We start from the raw sequence: 14,748 nt of genomic DNA, 5'->3' as shown, positions 1-14,748 counted from the left end.
GGCGCGGCGCAAGCTCTTGAATCTGTCTGCCGAGGAGGAGAGCGAGATGTCGTTTCGTCCACTTCACGATCGCGTTCTGGTGCGCCGTCTCGATGCTGACGCAAAGACGGCGGGCGGCATCATCATTCCCGACACCGCCCAGGAAAAACCGCAGGAAGGCGAGGTTGTCGCCGTCGGACCCGGCGCGCGCGACGACAGTGGGAATCTGCAGCCTCTCGACTTGAAGGCCGGTGACCGCGTGCTCTTCGGCAAGTGGTCGGGGACCGAGATCAGGCTGGATGGCGAGGACCTGCTGATCATGAAAGGGTCCGATATCATGGGTGTGATCGAGGTTGATGCAAAGGCCGAGAAGGCTGCCTGAACCTGCCAAGACTGCTGACTGGAAAGGAAGAAACCGATGGCTGCCAAGGAAGTCAAATTTCATTCCGAAGCCCGCGACAGCTTGCTGCGCGGCGTCGACATTCTCGCAGATGCCGTCAAGGTGACGCTCGGCCCCAAGGGACGCAATGTCGTGATCGACAGATCCTTCGGCGCGCCGCGCATAACCAAGGACGGCGTCACCGTTGCCAAGGAAATCGAACTTGAGGACAAGTTCGAAAACATGGGGGCACAGATGGTCCGCGAGGTCGCCTCGAAGACCAGCGACGTTGCCGGTGACGGCACCACGACCGCGACAGTTCTCGCGCAGGCGATCGTCAAGGAAGGGGCGAAGGCCGTCGCCTCCGGCATCAACCCGATGGATCTCAAACGCGGGATCGACAAAGCCGTCGAAGCGATCGTGGCTGAGTTGAAGGCCCATGCGCGCAAGGTTACGAACAATGACGAGATTGCCCAGGTGGGCACGATCTCGGCGAACGGCGATACGGAGATCGGGCGTTTTCTGGCCGAAGCCATGCAGAAGGTGGGCAACGAGGGGGTGATCACGGTCGAGGAGGCGAAGGCCGCCGTCACCGAGCTCGAGGTCGTGGAGGGCATGCAGTTCGACCGGGGATATTTGTCCCCCTATTTCGTCACCAACCAGGACAAGATGCGGGTCGAACTCGAGGAGCCCTATCTTCTGATCCATGAGAAGAAGCTCGGGAACCTGCAGGCCATGCTGCCGGTTCTGGAAGCCGTCGTACAATCGGGCAAGCCGCTTCTCATCATCGCCGAGGACGTGGAAGGCGAGGCGCTTGCGACGCTCGTCGTCAACAAGCTGCGCGGCGGCCTGAGGGTGGCGGCGGTGAAGGCTCCCGGCTTCGGCGACAGGCGCAAGGCCATGCTCGAGGACATCGCGATCCTCACCGGCGGTACCGTCATATCCGAGGACGTGGGCATCAAGCTCGAGAACGTCTCTCTCAACATGCTCGGTCGGGCCAAGAAAATCCTCGTTGAGAAGGAAAACACGACGATTGTCGATGGCGCCGGGTCCAAGGGCGATATCCAGGGACGCGTCGTGCAGATCAAGGCCCAGATCGATGAGACCTCCTCCGACTACGACCGCGAGAAACTGCAAGAGCGGCTGGCGAAGCTTGCTGGCGGCGTGGCCGTGATCCGGGTCGGGGGCTCGACCGAAGTCGAGGTGAGGGAGCGCAAGGATCGGGTGGATGACGCCATGCATGCGACCCGTGCGGCCGTCGAGGAGGGCATCCTGCCGGGCGGCGGTGTCGCGCTGCTCCGGTCGGCAAAAGCGCTGGACAATGTGCAGATCGACAATCCGGACCAGAAGTTCGGCGTGGACATCGTCAGGCGTGCGATCGAGGCCCCGTGCGCCAGATTGCCGAGAACGCCGGCGCCGAAGGTTCGATCATCGTCGGCAAGCTCAGGGAGAAGCCCGATTTCAGCTATGGCTGGAATGCGCAGATGAACGAGTTCACGGACATGTTCGCGCAAGGGGTCATCGATCCGGTCAAGGTGGTCCGCACCGCATTGCAGGACGCGGCCTCGGTGGCCGGACTGCTCATCACCACCGAAGCCATGGTCGCCGAGAAGCCGAAGAAGGAAAGCCAGCTTCCGCCCATGCCGGGCGGCGGCATGGACTACTGACGCAGGCAAGGCGGAGAGGGTGCAAGGGCCCGAAGGCGCGCGGGCCCACCTTCAGCGACGCGCGGTGGCGAGGATAGTGCTGTCCCATCAGAGAGGCTGGTGGGGCATCGGTGGCGACCGCCGCGAGGGCGAAGGCGCTGGCTGCGTGCAGAAGCAGCGGGCTCGCGGGAATCGAGCCGCCGTGACCGGTGTTCCGATCAGAAGATCCGCTTTGCTCCGCGATCATGGACGGAGATGCCAACGAGCATTGCGGCCACGAAGATGAGGGGGCCGGGCAGACCGAGCGACAGGGATGCGATGGCCGGGCCGGGGCAGAAGCCGCCGAGACCCCAACCCATGCCGAAGATCGTCGATCCGATCACGAGCCTAGCGTCGATCCTTTTGCTCGTGGGGAGGTGGAACATGTCGTCGAAGGCAGGGTGCTTGAGACCGCGCATGATCCGCACGCCGGCGAAGGCCACCAGGACGGCGCCGAAAAGCACGAAGGCGAGACTTGGGTCCCAATTGCCGAACACGTCGAGAAAACCCTGTACGCGCGCGGGGTCGAGCATGCCCGACAGCGAAAGTCCGAAGCCGAACACGATGCCGGAGACAAGGGCCGTAATGATCCTGTTGCGATGCTCGGTCATAGCCCCATTCCCCGCAGAAGCGTCACCGTCGCAATTCCCGCCGACAGGAAAACGGCGACCGCGACCATCGAGCGCGGCGAGAGCCGGGCGAGGCCGAGCACGCCATGTCCGCTGGTGCAGCCGGAGCCCATTCGCGTTCCGAAGCCGACGAGCAGCCCGGCAAGCGCGATCAGCGGCCAGCTCGCGCGGATCGTCACCGTGGGCCAGTCGCCAAAGGCGGCCAGAAAGACAATGGGCCCGATCATCAGTCCGAGCACGAATGCGAGGTTGGTGCTGATACGGATGCCCCCAGTGAGATCGCCGACAATGCCGCTGACCCCGGCGATGCGACCATTGAGCAGAAGCAGCATCGCCGCCGAGAGCCCGATCAGCATCCCGCCGACAAGCGAGGGAAGGTACACGGTCATCTGGCATGCTCCGTACAGAAGATCGTATAGAGGGCGCCGACGAGCCGGGCCGCCTTCTCCTCGCTCAGCCGATAGAAGATCTGCTTTCCTTCACGCCGCGTCCCGACGATGTCCGCTTCGCGCAGCACCGTGAGGTACTGCGAAAGATGCGGCTGGTGGAGGTCGAGCTTTTCCTCCAGCTCGCCAACGGAATACTCTCCCTCTGCAAGGGTGCAGACGAGCATCAGGCGTGCCGGATGGGCGAGCGTCTTGAGGAGGCCCGCGACTTCGCCCGCCCTTTGCTCCATTGTGGCGGGCGTCATCCCAGCCGACGTGCCGAGCTTCGTTTCCATGCCATCACCATGCCGCCCCATCGAGCGCGTCGAGGGGGAATTTCAGATAGCGCTTGCCGTTCGCTTCAGGCTCGGGAAGGCGTCCGGCCCTCACGTTCACCTGCAAGGCATGCAGGATCAGCTTCGGCATCGGCAGGGTCCGGTCCCGCTTGGTCCTGAGCGCAACGAAGGCCTCCTCGGTGATCCCGGCGAGGTGGGGATTTGCCTGCTTCTGTGCAGCGATCGTGCTCTCCCAGCGCGGAGCCCGTCCATTGGGCTGGTAGTCGTGCCCGGTGAAGAGGCGGGTGTCTTCCGGCAGTTCGAGAATGGCCTGGATCGAGTGCCAAAGCATGCGAGGGTCGGCGCCGGGGAAATCGGCGCGCGCGGTTCCGCCGTCCGGCATGAAGACGGTATCATGGACGAAAGCGGCGTCGCCGATGACATAGGTGACCGAAGCAAGCGTATGGCCGGGAGAAAACATCACCTTTGCGTCGATGGAGCCGACCTTGAACGTGTCGCCGTGGGCAAACAGCCGGTCCCACTGCGATCCGTCAGTGGCAAGCTCGGGCCAGTTGTAGATGACCTTCCACAGCCGTTGCACGTCAACGACCCGTTCCCCGATCGCAGTCGGGGCGCCGGTCCGCTGCTTGAGATAGCTGGCGGCGGAGAAATGGTCCGCATGCGGATGGGTGTCTAGGATCCACTCGACGCTGAGCTTCCTGTCGCTGATGTAGGCGAGGATCGCATCCGCATTTCGCGTCGCCGTCGCTCCGGACTTCTCGTCGAAATCGAGCACCCCGTCGATGATCGCGCATTTGTTCGTGGCGGGATCGGAGACCACGTACTGGACACTGGAGGTATGCGCGTCGAAGAAGGCCTCTACGACTGGTCGCCGGGCGGCGTCCTTCGTCAGCCAATTGGCGGCGGCCACGATGTCGAAGCCATGGTCCCGGCCGAAGGCGACGACATCATCAGTCCTCATTCGGCCGTCAAGCGCCTCGCCGATCGCATGGAGCATCAGTGCCCGCGTGCCCGACTTGCAATGCGCGACGACCGGTCCCTGCGCCTCGTTCACCGCCTTCTGAAAAGCGCGGACATCGGCCTGCGTGATCGTCGGCGTGGTGACGGGGATGTAGACATAGGAGAGGCCGGCGTCGTGGGCAGCCTGTTCCTCGGCATGGGTGCCCGGCTGTGCCTGATCCTCGTGATCCGGGCGGGCGTTGACCACGGTCGCGAAGCCCTGGGCTTTCAGATCGCGAAAGTCTTCCACCGCAGGCTGCCCCATGACGGAAAGCCTCTCGGTAATCTTGGTAACGGGCATGTCGAATCCCTTTCAACAATATATAATTATGTATAACGTATAATAATAATATTTCAAGCTGCCACGGTCGGGAACCCGGCAGGTGCGGTTCCTTCAACCGAGGCGGACTGGCTACCGCTCACGTCTGAGATGCTTTACTGTCCGCGCACAAAAATAAAGTGTGAGGCTGCGACGAAACGCATGAAGGCAGGCATCCGGCTCATTTCTCTTACGACGCTTCTGGCGTCGGCCCCGCTCGCCGCCAGCGCGGAATGGCAGGCAGTCGAAACCGTCAAGTCCTATGCGATTGCCGGGCAGACTGGCGCCGAGCTCTACTTCTCGATCGGAGAAAGGGGACCGGAAGCGGGCGGGATGGGACGTGCCATCGCGCACACGAACTTCAAGCTGACATGGACGCGGAAGTACGAACCCCAGGGAGATTCATGCGTGCTGGTCACCGCCCGGCCGAAGCTCGTCATCACCTACACCTTGCCGAAGCCCGCAAAACCTTTGCAGGGGAGCGTGAAGAGGAACTGGGAAACCTTCATTACCGGCGTGCGCCGGCACGAACTGGTCCACGGCGAGATGATCAAGGCCATGGTCAAGCAGATCGAGACCGTAAGCGTCGGCCTTTCCGTCCCCGATGATCCCGGCTGCCGCAAGATCCGTGCCGAGCTCACAAGGCGGCTGGGCGAGATCTCGCAGGAACAGCGCCGCCAAAGCCGGGACTTTGACCGGGCCGAGCTCAGCAAGGGCGGCAATATCCACCGGCTGGTCCTTGACCTCGTGAATGGTGACTGAAGCGCGCGTGGGATCACGGGCCGGAAGCGCGGACGGCTGAACTGAGCGATTTCGGTGCGTTCCCGGGTTCCCCTCGAAGGGCAGCCATCTAGGAGGAACGGTCGAGCAGGTCCTGCCTCTGCGACGCGGTGAGCGGCCTGATCCTGCGTCCGTCGAGCATGAGGAAAAGCTTTGCCGTTTCCTCGAGCTCTTCGGTCGCGTATTGCGCCTCCCGAAGCGTTTTTCCCGCGACAACCGGACCGTGATTGGCAAGCAGGACGGCGTGACTCGCCTCCGCCCGTTCCGCAACCGCTTCCGCAAGCGCGACGTCGCCGGGCGGGAAATAGGGCACGAGCGGCAGGGTCCCGACGCGCATCACATAATAGGCGGTGAGCGGCGGCAGCACATCCGCCGGATCGATGTCCTCGAGCAGGCTGACGGCAACGGCATATGTCGAGTGGAGGTGGACGACGGCGCCACGCATCTTGCCCCGGCAGTACATGCACTGATGCAGGAACGCCTCCTTGGTGGGCTTGTCGCCGTCCACATGCACCCCCTCGGCGGTGAAGCGGGAGAGGCGCGCGGGATCGAGATCGCCGAGCGAGGCATTGGTCGGCGTCATCAAGAGCTCGCCGTTCGACAGGCGGGCACTGATGTTGCCCGTGGATCCGAATGTAAGCGCCCGATCGAAGATCGATTTCCCGACGGCGGCGATTTCATCGCGCAGTTTCGTCTCTTCCGATATCCGTCCCGTCATTTCAGCATGCTCCAAGCCTTGAGGAAGAAGTCGTCGGCACCGAAGTTGCCCGACTTGAGCCCGAGGGCCACCGGTTCGTCGTCTCCGATGCTCCGTGTCCAGGGAACCCCGGGATCGATCTCGGGGCCGATCTCGAGTGCTCTCACGTCGAGCCCCTGCACCACAGCACCGGATGTCTCGCCGCCAGCCACGAGGAAACGCCGGAACCCCTGCCTTTTCAACTCGCGTGCCACGTCCGACAGCAGGGTCTCCACAATCTCGCCCGCGTGATCGCGTCCGAGGCTTGCCTGGGCAATACGCACATCGTCGGGATCCGCGCTGGAATATACCAGCGGAATGGCGTCCGGCCGCGACCGGATCCATCCGACGACCGTCGCTGCCGTGGTGGTCCCGCGCGCAACTTCCAGCGGGTCGATCTTCAGTGCCGGCACGCCGGCGGCAATGGCCGTCTCGATCTGGCGCCTTGTCGCTGCGGAGCACGACCCGGCGAGCATCACCGCCGGCCCGCTCGGTGCGGCGAATGCGGCACGGGCGGTGTTGCGTCCGAGCCCTCCTGTCCGGCGGTAATTCTCCGGCAAGCCGATCGCAATGCCGGAGCCGCCGGTTATGAGCTTCATGTCGGCGGTGGCCTCGCCGATCGCCCTCAGGTCCTCGTCCGTGATGGCGTCGACGACGACCATCGCCTCTCCCTTCACCATCGCGTTCCGGAATGCGTCGGCGATCGCTCCTGGTCCCCCACGAACGACGGCGTGGGGCACGAGGCCGACCGGACGACGCGTCTGCCGCTGGAGCACCCGCACGAGGTTTGCATCCGTCATCGGCGTCAGCGGATGGTGGCGCATCGGGCTGTCCGACAGCAGCATGTCGCCGACGAAGAGATGGCCCTGATAGACCGTCCTGCCGTTCGCCGGAAAGGCAGGGCAGGCGATCGTCAGGGAATCGCCCACGAGATCGAGAAGTGCTTCGGCAACGGGGCCGATATTGCCCTGAGGCGTGGAATCGAAGGTCGAGCAATATTTGAAGATGATCTGCCCGGCCCCGCGGAGAGGAGCGCCTGCGCGGCCTCGCGGGACATGGCGACCGCGGTTTCGGCCGGGGTCGTACGCGACTTCAGCGCAACGACCACGGCGTCGGCATCGCCGAAGTCGAAATCGACAGGGGGAACCCCGACCACCTGCACCGTCCGCATGCCTTCGCGCGACAGGGTGAGCGACAGATCCGTCGCTCCCGTCAGGTCGTCCGCAACCGCACCCAGCAACATCTTCGATCTCCCACTATCCTTGTATTCGATCAGGCTGTCTCGCCCTCGACGATCTCGTAGCCGGTGTCGACGACGACCCTTTCTCCCGAGGCGTCCTTCTGCTCTAGGACCCGCTCCACGGCGGTCTTGCCGATGAGAAAGCGATTGGAACGGATCGTCGACAGGCGGGCGGGAAGCGCCTCGCCGATCTCCAGTCCGTTGAACCCAAAAATCCCCAGCGACTGCGGCACCGCGATGCCTGCCGCCAGGCAATGGAAGTATCCCCCGATCGCCATGTCGTCGTTGGAGAAGACGACGACGTCGAGATCCGGCTTGCTTGCGAGCAGGGCGGCGAGGGTCTGGCGGCCAGCCATCGTCGAACTGGGCGAACCGGAGAGCTCGTGGCCCTCGAGGTCAAGGCCGTTCTCGCGCAAGCCGTCACGCAGGCCATCGAAGCGAAGCTTCGCGCGGCGGTCGGCTGTCCAGTCATGGCCGACGTAGCCGAAGCGACGATAGCCCCTGGCGAAGAGGTGCCGCGCCGTGTCCAGGCCCGCGCGGCGATGCGAAAGGCCGACGGCAATGTCGATCGGCTCGGCATCGATTTCCATCAGTTCCGCGACGCGAACGCCGGCCTTGGACAGCATCCGGCGGGTCGCGTCGGTGTGGTCGAAGCCGGTGGTGATGATGGCGGCGGGTTTCCAGGCAAGCAGCGATGCGACGAGGGCCTGCTCGGTGACGGGATCATAGTCCGTCACGCCGATGATGGGCTGGTAGCCGGTAGAGGCGAGACCGGCGTGGATGCCGCGCAGCACCTCCGGGAAGACGATGTTGGAAAGCGATGGCAGCAGCACGCCCAAGAGAAGGGAGCCGGACATCGCCAGGGAGCCGGCAGCGCGGTTCGGAACGTAACCGAGAGATTCGACCGCTGCGAGCACGCGGGTGCGCGTCGCCTCGGAGATCGGGCCCTTGTTGCGCACGACGCGCGAGACGGTGATTTCGCTCACGCCCGCGAGTTCTGCGACATCGGCAAGTGTTGGCACCATGGGTAGCACCGCCGGGAGCCTCCTCTGCCGTGCTGTCGTATCCTATGACAGCGCTAACATATTTCGGTTGCGCGACGCCAGAGGCTTGATTAGAAAATATGATAGCGCTGTCATTTTTGATCGGGGAGGTCGCCGGCGATGCCGACATTGGAGAAAATCGCAGTCATCGGACTAGGCTCGATGGGTCTGGGGATCGCCCGGTCGCTCGTGAGGGCCGGGCATGTCACCGCAGGCTGCGACGTCAACGAGACTGCACTCAAGACCCTTGAGGCTGAGGGTGGCCAGCCTTTTGCCAAGCCGGCCACGGCGGTGGAGGGAGCAGGGATCGTCCTCGTCGTCGTCGTCAATGCGGAGCAGACGGAAACGGTGCTCTTCGGACGTGACGGCGCGATCGCGGCCATGAAGCCGGGATCCGTCGTCGTTTCCTCCGCCACGATCTCGCCCACAGAAGCGAAGGCCTTCGCCGCCCGTGCAGCGGAGCGCGGCATTCTCTATCTCGACGCACCGATCAGCGGCGGATCGGCAAAGGCGAATTCCGGGCAACTCACGGTCATGGCCTCGGGAACGCCCGAGAGCTTCGCCGCCGCTCGCCCGGCGCTCGACGCCATCGCCCAGACGGTCTACGAACTGGGCGACGCGCCGGGCATCGGATCCTCCTTCAAGATCGTCAACCAGCATCTGGCCGGCGTGCACATTGCCGCCGCCTGCGAGGCGATCACCTTCGCCAAGAGCCTGGATCTTGACATATCGCGTGTCTTCGAGGTCATCACCAAGTCGGCCGGCAACAGCTGGATGTTTGAGAACCGCATTCCCCATGTGCTCGCCGGGGACTACAAGCCGCACAGCGCCGTCTCGATTTTCACCAAGGATCTCGGCATCGTGTCCGACATCGGGCGAAAGCAGAAGTTTCCGCTGCCCATCGCAAGCGCTGCGCTTCAGCTTTTCGTCATGACCGAGGCCGCGGGTATGGGCAAGGACGACGACGCGTCCGTGGCCAGGCTGCTTGCGGGCATCGCCGGCCTCGACCTGCCCGGATCAGAGGACGGACGCTGATGCCACGCTTTGCCGCCAACCTTTCGATGATGTTCAACGAGGTTGGCTTCCTCGACCGTTTCGAAGCGGCCGCCCGGGCCGGCTTCGAGGCCGTCGAATATCTCTTTCCTTACGACTATTCGGCAGAGACGGTCGCCGAGCGTCTCGCTTCGGCCGGGCTCAGGCAGGTGCTGTTCAACATGCCTCCCGGGGATTGGGCGAAGGGGGAGCGGGGTCTCGCCTGCCTTGCCGTCCGCCGCTCCGATTTTCGCCAGTCGGTGAACACGGCGGTTGCCTATGCGCAGGTGATCCGGACGCCGCTCCTGCACATGATGGCGGGCCTCGGACGCACGGATGATCCGGCGGCCGTCGCGGCCTACGTGGATGCGGTGCGTTTTGCCGCCGACGCGGCCGGGGAGGTGGGCGTGGGCCTCGTTATCGAGCCGATCAACGGCCGCGACATGCCGGGCTATTTCCTCAACGACTTCGATCGGGCCGCCGAGTTGATCGAGGTGATCGGCCGTCCCAATGTGAAACTCCAGTTCGACATCTATCATTGCCAGATCATCCAGGGCGACGTCCTGAAGACCATGGAAAGACTGATGCCGCTGATCGGCCATGTCCAGATCGCTGCCGTGCCAATGAGGCACGAGCCGGGTACGGGCGAACTCAACGACTTCCATGTACTGGCAGCGCTCGACCGCCTCGGCTACGACGGCTATGTCGGCTGCGAGTATCGCCCCGCCGGGGACACCGTGGCGGGGCTGGGATGGCTCAAGTCGGTACGCTGACCGGTCTTAGTGAACGATGGTGACGCTCGCGGTGCGCCCCGCGACGAGCGCGGTTCCGGAGGGAACCGCATCGAGCGCGATGCGAACGGGGACGCGCTGCGCAAGGCGGACCCAGGTGAAGGTCGGATTGACGTTCGGAAGGCTGCCGGCGCTGTCGCTGCGCTCGCGATCCTCGATGCCGCCCGCAATGCCGACGACATGGCCCTTCATCTTCGTGTCGCTGCCCATCAGCATGACTTCGGCGACATCGCCGATCGCGATGCGGTCGAGCTTGTTTTCCTCGAAGTAGCCGGAAACGTAGTAGGAATCGCTGTCGACGAGGGCGGTGACGGCGGAACCCGCCGTCACGTAGTCGCCGGGCCGCAGCGAGAAGTTCGTGAGGACGCCGTTCACCGGCGCGCGCACCTGCGAGCGCTCGAGGTTGAGCCGTGCAATGTCGCGGCTGACGACTGCTTCCTGGTAAGCGGCCTTGGCCTGCGCGACCGCGGTCTCGGCCTGGCGGATCTTCTGTCGCGTCGAAACGCTTTCCCCGAGCGTCTGGTAGAGGACGAGGTCGCTGTCGGCCTGGTCGACGGCCGCCTTGGCGCTCTCCATCGCAGCCTCCGCCTGGCGCAACGCTAGGTCGAACCGCGCGGGATCTATGCGGAAGATGACTTCGCCCTTCTTTACCGCCTGGTTGTCGACGCCCTCGACCTCGCTGACGATGCCCGAGACGTCGGAGGCCAGGCTGACGACGTCGGCGTGAAGCTTGCCGTCGCGCGTCCAGGGAGCGTTCATGTAGTAGTCCCACAGGTGCCAGCCGAGCGCGGCCGCCATGACGACCATGACGCCGGTGAGAAGGAAGCGGCCGGAAAATGCTGCGAACGATTTCATAGGGGTACCCGATTGATTGTCAGCGCGATGAGGCTGAGAACACAGAAATACATGGCTGTATCGAACAGCGGTCGATGCCAGACGAGTCGATAGAAGCCGACTGCGGAGAGGAGGCGGCGCAGGATGGCATTCACCACGAAGCTTGCGAGCGCGATCGCGCCGAGCGTGGGGATGAATACCCCGTAGATGTCCAGTTCCGGCCTCATTCTGCTGCCTCGCGAAGTTCGTTGGTTTCCGAGGCAGCAAACTCGGCTGCCTCCGGCAAAAGGTTGTAGCGCAGCGCCACACAGTTGATCGCAGCCTCCGCGGCAGGTGCCGACTGGCTGTCCGCCTGAAGGGCGAGAAGTGCGCAATCGAGCGTGCGGAGCATCGAAGGACCGGGCTTTGCAGCGGCAGAGCGCTGCTTCTCATCGTAGAAGGCGGCGATTTCGGTGAGGATGGCATCGACGCTTTCGGCACTGCGCCCGGTCAGCCCTTCCTTCCGGCGCTGCAGTTCGATGACGTTCACACCCACCCTCAGATCCTTGAGAAGATCCTGCGCGGTGACGGGTGAATTGGCCGGAATGGCGGCAAGACGGGGGCCGATCAGACCCAGCCGGTCTAGCATTTGGTGCAGGAGACGCGAGAAATCGTCCCGGTCGTGCGTGCGCGCGGCCATGGAGACGTCCCGCCAGCCGGCACGCATCAGGCGCGCGGCGCTCCACTCCGCGCCGACAGAGCGAACCAGTGTCGCGACGCCGATCGCCAGAACGATGCCGAGGGGCGTGCCGATGTTGGAGTTTATGAACGTGGCGAGATCGAAGCTCGCGCGCGACTCGAGGCCGATCATGTTCGGAATGTTCGTCGACATCGCCATTCCGAGCAGGAAGGTCTGCGGCCTGGCAATCAGCAGTCCGAGCGGAATGAACAGGAAGCTGAGCGCCAGGATCAGCGGCAGGAAGCCGTTGACATGCGGCATGACCGCGAACTGGAACACGAATGTTCCGCCGATCGAGACGAGCGTGAAGATGAGGAACTTCTTCAGGATCGGCGTGGCGTTGTCCATCGCGGCGAAAAAGCAGGTCAGGATGCCGGCCATCATACCCATCCCGGCCCCATGGGGCCAGCCCGTCAGGATCCAGAACGCAGCGCCCGTTCCGGTCGCCAGGGCTGCCGCGAAGCCGGAGAAAAGCGCCATGCCGTAGTCCCTGTGCATGGGCCGGTTTTCCGCCTGGCCCCCGAAGCGCAGCCAGCGGCGGCGATGCTGCCTGCCGCTTTTCAGCGTATCCTTGAGATCGATGCAATCTCCCCAGAGCTGGACGAGATCGCGCAGGCGGGCGACGAGGTTGCGCACGAGCATGCCGTTCCAGGCGGAAATCGCGCATCCCTGCGTTTCGACCTCCTCGAACGTATCAAGGAAGCTGCGGCGTTCCTCCTCCGACATCGGCTGGCCGGCTTCCATCCATAGGCAGATTCTGTCCAGGAGATCGCGGATCTCGGCCGTCGGCGCCCCGCCTGAGGCCCGGGACAGGGCGGCGATGACGTCGGCGAGACCGGAGATGACCGGCAGCAGCTCGACCATCACCCGCTGCAGTTCTCTGGATGTCGATACGAGGCTGCGGTGGTGCGACGTGTCATAGGAAATGTGCGTGGTGAAGCCGCGGATGTCGATAGCATCGGCCGCAAGCGCGCGGCTCATGGCGGCGAGGGTCCCTGCGTCCTTTCCGCCGCGCATCACGCCGGTTGCGAGGGCAACTCCATCCTTCAGCCACGCTTCGACACGCCCGACGAGGACGGGACCGGCATGGCGCGGAAAGATGGTGCGGTTGATGAGCGATGTGCAGATGATGGCGACCGAGATCTCGGTGACCCGGGCCACGACATAGGTGAAGGCGGTATCGGGAGCGCTGACGATCGGAAAGCTGGTCAGCGCCGCGGTGTAGCCGGCGAGCATGTAGGCATAGCCCCTCGGCGTTCGGTCGAGCAGGCTCAAGGCCAGACAGCCCGCGATCCACAGAGAGATGGCGAGGACAAGCAGTTGCGGTGCGTTGATGAGATTGGGAACGAACACGATCGTGGCGGTGCCGCCCATGACCGTTCCAGCCAACCGGTAGACCGCCTTCGAGGTGCTGGCGCCAGACAGCGGATGGGCGACGATGTAGGCCGTCGTGATCGCCCAGTAGGGGTGGGGCAGATCGAAGGCGAAGGCAATCCACAGCGCCAGGCTTCCCGCCGCAAAGGTCTTGACGGAAAAGATGACGTCGCCGGCATCGGGTGAGAGCAGGGAAGCTTTGATTGTCATGGTCAGACTTGGGTCGAGAGGCGCTTCGAGGGCAGCTCGTGTTTCGAAAGTGCGCTGGCAGCAATCGAACGGCATGGCCCCGACCCCAGTTAGGGGTGCGAAGGTTCTCTTTCGCTCGCTATTTAGTTCGTATGTGTTCTAATCGCATACGTATCACTTGATTTCAAGATAAAATTTGAGAAGTGGCAAAAATCCTTTATGGTTCGCTTGCATAACCGTCGCATTTGTCTTTACTCAAACCGTTCGTTTCCGGGGAAATCATGGATAGCATCCGCTCCAAGCAACTGGCCGTCACGTCGGGCATGCTTCAAACCAGCAGCGTCTGGCGGCGCATGGCGGAGAAGGCGCTGGCGGAGGACGGCATATCAGTGGCGCGGGCCAACACGCTTCTGTGGATCGGAAGACTCGGCGGCGGGGTGCGGCAGGTGAAGCTCGCGGAAACGCTGGGGCTGACCAGCAACTCGCTGGTGCGGCTCCTGGACGAGCTCTCGGCCTCGGGCCTTGTCGAGCGGCGGGATGACCCTCTCGACCGTCGCGCAAAGTCGCTCTGGCTCACAAAGGAGGGAAGGCTGCTTGCAGACCGGGTGGAGGATGTTCTCAGCCGGTTGAGGGAAAGGGTATTGCGGGACATCAGTGACACGGACCTCGACGCGGCGCTGCGCGTCTTCAGCGCGATACTTGCGGCAGAGGGATGAAGGTTTGGTTGCGCCCACCCTGCGAGATCGGGGGGTAAAGCCTTTATAAGACCTCGCCGCAATCTGTGGCGGGGGCAGTGCTCGTGCGAGGTTCCTTGTCTTCAGGTTGTTCGCTGGGCTGCAATCATCAGGCCGTTGCGGAGATGCGGGAAGATGTAGGCTGGTCTTACGACCGCATGAGACATGCGTGCCGCCAGACTGGCTCCTTCCCATCCATCGTCATACTGTTCCGCCGAGACAGCGATCATTCCAGCTTTTTTCAACTGCCACATCAGTTGCGGAAGGACATATTCCTGCTGGTGACCGAGGGATTCCCCGGGATCAGGGTAGCGGAAGTTATCGAGCACCGGCCGGCCCGCAAGCATGTACAGGATGTTCCTGACTCTCGACCCGTTCGGCGTGGTCAGGAACAGTATTCCTCCCGGTTTGAGGAACCGCATTATTCGTTGAAATATCACGTACGGCGGATGTGGCAGATGCTCGATCACCTCTTGCAAGACAATCAGGTCGTACAGCTCGTCGGGTAGCGTGTCGTCGGACGTCAGGTCAACGAGCTGAAAATCGATTCCCAACTGCAGAATGTC

Annotated in this window: 17 protein-coding genes and 1 pseudogene; 6 read left to right on the top strand and 12 right to left on the bottom strand. The window is 63.5% G+C overall.

The window, feature by feature from the left end; translation table 11 throughout:
- Window positions 1-46: 46 nt before the first annotated feature.
- Both F3Y30_RS00530 and groL read left to right on the top strand, forming a co-directional pair.
- Window positions 47-361, top strand: coding sequence for a co-chaperone GroES (locus tag F3Y30_RS00530; protein ID WP_203424664.1), 315 nt, complete (start codon window positions 47-49; stop codon window positions 359-361).
- Window positions 362-397: 36 nt separating this feature from the next.
- Window positions 398-2,025: pseudogene (gene groL / locus F3Y30_RS00525) on the top strand (chaperonin GroEL).
- A 197-nt stretch (window positions 2,026-2,222) separates the two neighbouring features.
- Here groL and F3Y30_RS00520 read toward each other — a convergent pair.
- From F3Y30_RS00520 to blh, 4 genes are read right to left on the bottom strand one after another with little or no spacing between them, the layout of a single operon-like run.
- Window positions 2,223-2,654 (bottom strand): YeeE/YedE family protein, encoded by a 432-nt coding sequence (locus F3Y30_RS00520; protein ID WP_203424663.1) that lies wholly within the window; start codon window positions 2,652-2,654, stop codon window positions 2,223-2,225.
- Window positions 2,651-3,061, bottom strand: a complete 411-nt coding sequence (locus F3Y30_RS00515) for a YeeE/YedE family protein (RefSeq protein ID WP_203424662.1) — start codon at window positions 3,059-3,061, stop codon at window positions 2,651-2,653. Before F3Y30_RS00515 ends, F3Y30_RS00520 begins: the two co-directional genes overlap by 4 nt.
- Window positions 3,058-3,393 carry a sulfite-sensing transcriptional repressor BigR gene (bigR, locus tag F3Y30_RS00510; protein WP_203424661.1) on the bottom strand — a complete coding sequence of 112 codons (336 nt, stop codon included), beginning with the start codon at window positions 3,391-3,393 and terminating at the stop codon, window positions 3,058-3,060. Before bigR ends, F3Y30_RS00515 begins: the two co-directional genes overlap by 4 nt.
- A 4-nt stretch (window positions 3,394-3,397) precedes the next feature.
- A complete protein-coding gene (blh, locus tag F3Y30_RS00505) occupies window positions 3,398-4,693 on the bottom strand; it encodes a bifunctional sulfur transferase/dioxygenase Blh (RefSeq protein ID WP_203424660.1) in 1,296 nt (431 codons plus the stop codon).
- Between the two features lie 180 nt (window positions 4,694-4,873).
- Between blh and F3Y30_RS00500 the strand changes: the two genes are divergently transcribed.
- Window positions 4,874-5,473: a DUF922 domain-containing protein gene (locus tag F3Y30_RS00500; protein WP_203424659.1), complete on the top strand. Its 600-nt coding sequence runs from the start codon at window positions 4,874-4,876 to the stop codon at window positions 5,471-5,473.
- A gap of 88 nt (window positions 5,474-5,561) precedes the next feature.
- Here the strand turns inward: F3Y30_RS00500 and otnC are convergent, their stop codons facing one another.
- From otnC to F3Y30_RS00485, 4 genes are read right to left on the bottom strand one after another with little or no spacing between them, the layout of a single operon-like run.
- Window positions 5,562-6,209 (bottom strand): 3-oxo-tetronate 4-phosphate decarboxylase, encoded by a 648-nt coding sequence (gene otnC / locus F3Y30_RS00495; protein WP_203424658.1) that lies wholly within the window; start codon window positions 6,207-6,209, stop codon window positions 5,562-5,564.
- The gene (otnK, locus tag F3Y30_RS00490) at window positions 6,206-7,234 is read right to left on the bottom strand and encodes a 3-oxo-tetronate kinase (protein WP_348649872.1); all 1,029 of its coding nucleotides are present in this window, start codon (window positions 7,232-7,234) and stop codon (window positions 6,206-6,208) included. Before otnK ends, otnC begins: the two co-directional genes overlap by 4 nt.
- Window positions 7,141-7,470: a four-carbon acid sugar kinase family protein gene (locus F3Y30_RS26670; protein ID WP_348649858.1), complete on the bottom strand. Its 330-nt coding sequence runs from the start codon at window positions 7,468-7,470 to the stop codon at window positions 7,141-7,143. Before F3Y30_RS26670 ends, otnK begins: the two co-directional genes overlap by 94 nt.
- A 29-nt stretch (window positions 7,471-7,499) precedes the next feature.
- Window positions 7,500-8,492, bottom strand: a complete 993-nt coding sequence (locus F3Y30_RS00485; RefSeq protein WP_203424657.1) for a LacI family DNA-binding transcriptional regulator — start codon at window positions 8,490-8,492, stop codon at window positions 7,500-7,502.
- Between the two features lie 138 nt (window positions 8,493-8,630).
- Here F3Y30_RS00485 and ltnD point away from each other — a divergent pair, with 138 nt between their 5' ends.
- Window positions 8,631-9,545 (top strand): L-threonate dehydrogenase, encoded by a 915-nt coding sequence (gene ltnD, locus F3Y30_RS00480; RefSeq protein WP_203424656.1) that lies wholly within the window; start codon window positions 8,631-8,633, stop codon window positions 9,543-9,545.
- Complete coding sequence (gene otnI / locus F3Y30_RS00475; protein WP_203424655.1) at window positions 9,545-10,315, top strand: 2-oxo-tetronate isomerase; 771 nt, start codon at window positions 9,545-9,547, stop codon at window positions 10,313-10,315. The genes ltnD and otnI overlap by 1 nt, the downstream gene beginning before the upstream one ends.
- 6 nt (window positions 10,316-10,321) lie before the next feature.
- Here otnI and F3Y30_RS00470 read toward each other — a convergent pair whose 3' ends face one another.
- Genes F3Y30_RS00470 through F3Y30_RS00460 form a run of 3 tightly spaced genes read right to left on the bottom strand, consistent with a single transcriptional unit; the run spans window position 10,322 to window position 13,469 of the window.
- Window positions 10,322-11,188 (bottom strand): HlyD family secretion protein, encoded by an 867-nt coding sequence (locus tag F3Y30_RS00470; protein ID WP_203424654.1) that lies wholly within the window; start codon window positions 11,186-11,188, stop codon window positions 10,322-10,324.
- A complete protein-coding gene (locus F3Y30_RS00465) occupies window positions 11,185-11,394 on the bottom strand; it encodes a DUF1656 domain-containing protein (protein WP_203424653.1) in 210 nt (69 codons plus the stop codon). The genes F3Y30_RS00470 and F3Y30_RS00465 overlap by 4 nt, the downstream gene beginning before the upstream one ends.
- Window positions 11,391-13,469 carry an FUSC family protein gene (locus F3Y30_RS00460; protein ID WP_203424652.1) on the bottom strand — a complete coding sequence of 693 codons (2,079 nt, stop codon included), beginning with the start codon at window positions 13,467-13,469 and terminating at the stop codon, window positions 11,391-11,393. Before F3Y30_RS00460 ends, F3Y30_RS00465 begins: the two co-directional genes overlap by 4 nt.
- A gap of 260 nt (window positions 13,470-13,729) precedes the next feature.
- Between F3Y30_RS00460 and F3Y30_RS00455 the strand changes: the two genes are divergently transcribed.
- Window positions 13,730-14,164, top strand: a complete 435-nt coding sequence (locus F3Y30_RS00455) for a MarR family transcriptional regulator (protein WP_203424651.1) — start codon at window positions 13,730-13,732, stop codon at window positions 14,162-14,164.
- A gap of 101 nt (window positions 14,165-14,265) precedes the next feature.
- On the opposite strand, the gene F3Y30_RS00450 is transcribed toward F3Y30_RS00455, so the two are convergent.
- The gene (locus F3Y30_RS00450; RefSeq protein ID WP_203424650.1) at window positions 14,266-14,736 is read right to left on the bottom strand and encodes a methyltransferase domain-containing protein; all 471 of its coding nucleotides are present in this window, start codon (window positions 14,734-14,736) and stop codon (window positions 14,266-14,268) included.
- Between the last annotated feature and the right edge of the window lie 12 nt (window positions 14,737-14,748).

Source organism: Sinorhizobium sp. BG8 (assembly GCF_016864555.1).
GTDB lineage: Bacteria > Pseudomonadota > Alphaproteobacteria > Rhizobiales > Rhizobiaceae > BG8.
Note: the sequence above shows the minus strand (reverse complement) of the source record. Positions and strands in the feature narration are given on the sequence as shown.

Excerpts from the sequence above, each read along its gene's own strand:
- F3Y30_RS00530 (WP_203424664.1), top strand. The coding sequence starts at position 47 with ATGTCGTTTCGTCCACTTCACGATCGCGTTCTGGTGCGCCGTCTCGAT.
- F3Y30_RS00520 (WP_203424663.1), bottom strand. The coding sequence starts at position 2,654 with ATGACCGAGCATCGCAACAGGATCATTACGGCCCTTGTCTCCGGCATC.
- F3Y30_RS00515 (WP_203424662.1), bottom strand. The coding sequence starts at position 3,061 with ATGACCGTGTACCTTCCCTCGCTTGTCGGCGGGATGCTGATCGGGCTC.
- bigR (WP_203424661.1), bottom strand. The coding sequence starts at position 3,393 with ATGGAAACGAAGCTCGGCACGTCGGCTGGGATGACGCCCGCCACAATG.
- blh (WP_203424660.1), bottom strand. The coding sequence starts at position 4,693 with ATGCCCGTTACCAAGATTACCGAGAGGCTTTCCGTCATGGGGCAGCCT.
- F3Y30_RS00500 (WP_203424659.1), top strand. The coding sequence starts at position 4,874 with ATGAAGGCAGGCATCCGGCTCATTTCTCTTACGACGCTTCTGGCGTCG.
- otnC (WP_203424658.1), bottom strand. The coding sequence starts at position 6,209 with ATGACGGGACGGATATCGGAAGAGACGAAACTGCGCGATGAAATCGCC.
- F3Y30_RS26670 (WP_348649858.1), bottom strand. The coding sequence starts at position 7,470 with ATGTTGCTGGGTGCGGTTGCGGACGACCTGACGGGAGCGACGGATCTG.
- F3Y30_RS00485 (WP_203424657.1), bottom strand. The coding sequence starts at position 8,492 with ATGGTGCCAACACTTGCCGATGTCGCAGAACTCGCGGGCGTGAGCGAA.
- ltnD (WP_203424656.1), top strand. The coding sequence starts at position 8,631 with ATGCCGACATTGGAGAAAATCGCAGTCATCGGACTAGGCTCGATGGGT.
- otnI (WP_203424655.1), top strand. The coding sequence starts at position 9,545 with ATGCCACGCTTTGCCGCCAACCTTTCGATGATGTTCAACGAGGTTGGC.
- F3Y30_RS00470 (WP_203424654.1), bottom strand. The coding sequence starts at position 11,188 with ATGAAATCGTTCGCAGCATTTTCCGGCCGCTTCCTTCTCACCGGCGTC.
- F3Y30_RS00465 (WP_203424653.1), bottom strand. The coding sequence starts at position 11,394 with ATGAGGCCGGAACTGGACATCTACGGGGTATTCATCCCCACGCTCGGC.
- F3Y30_RS00460 (WP_203424652.1), bottom strand. The coding sequence starts at position 13,469 with ATGACAATCAAAGCTTCCCTGCTCTCACCCGATGCCGGCGACGTCATC.
- F3Y30_RS00455 (WP_203424651.1), top strand. The coding sequence starts at position 13,730 with ATGGATAGCATCCGCTCCAAGCAACTGGCCGTCACGTCGGGCATGCTT.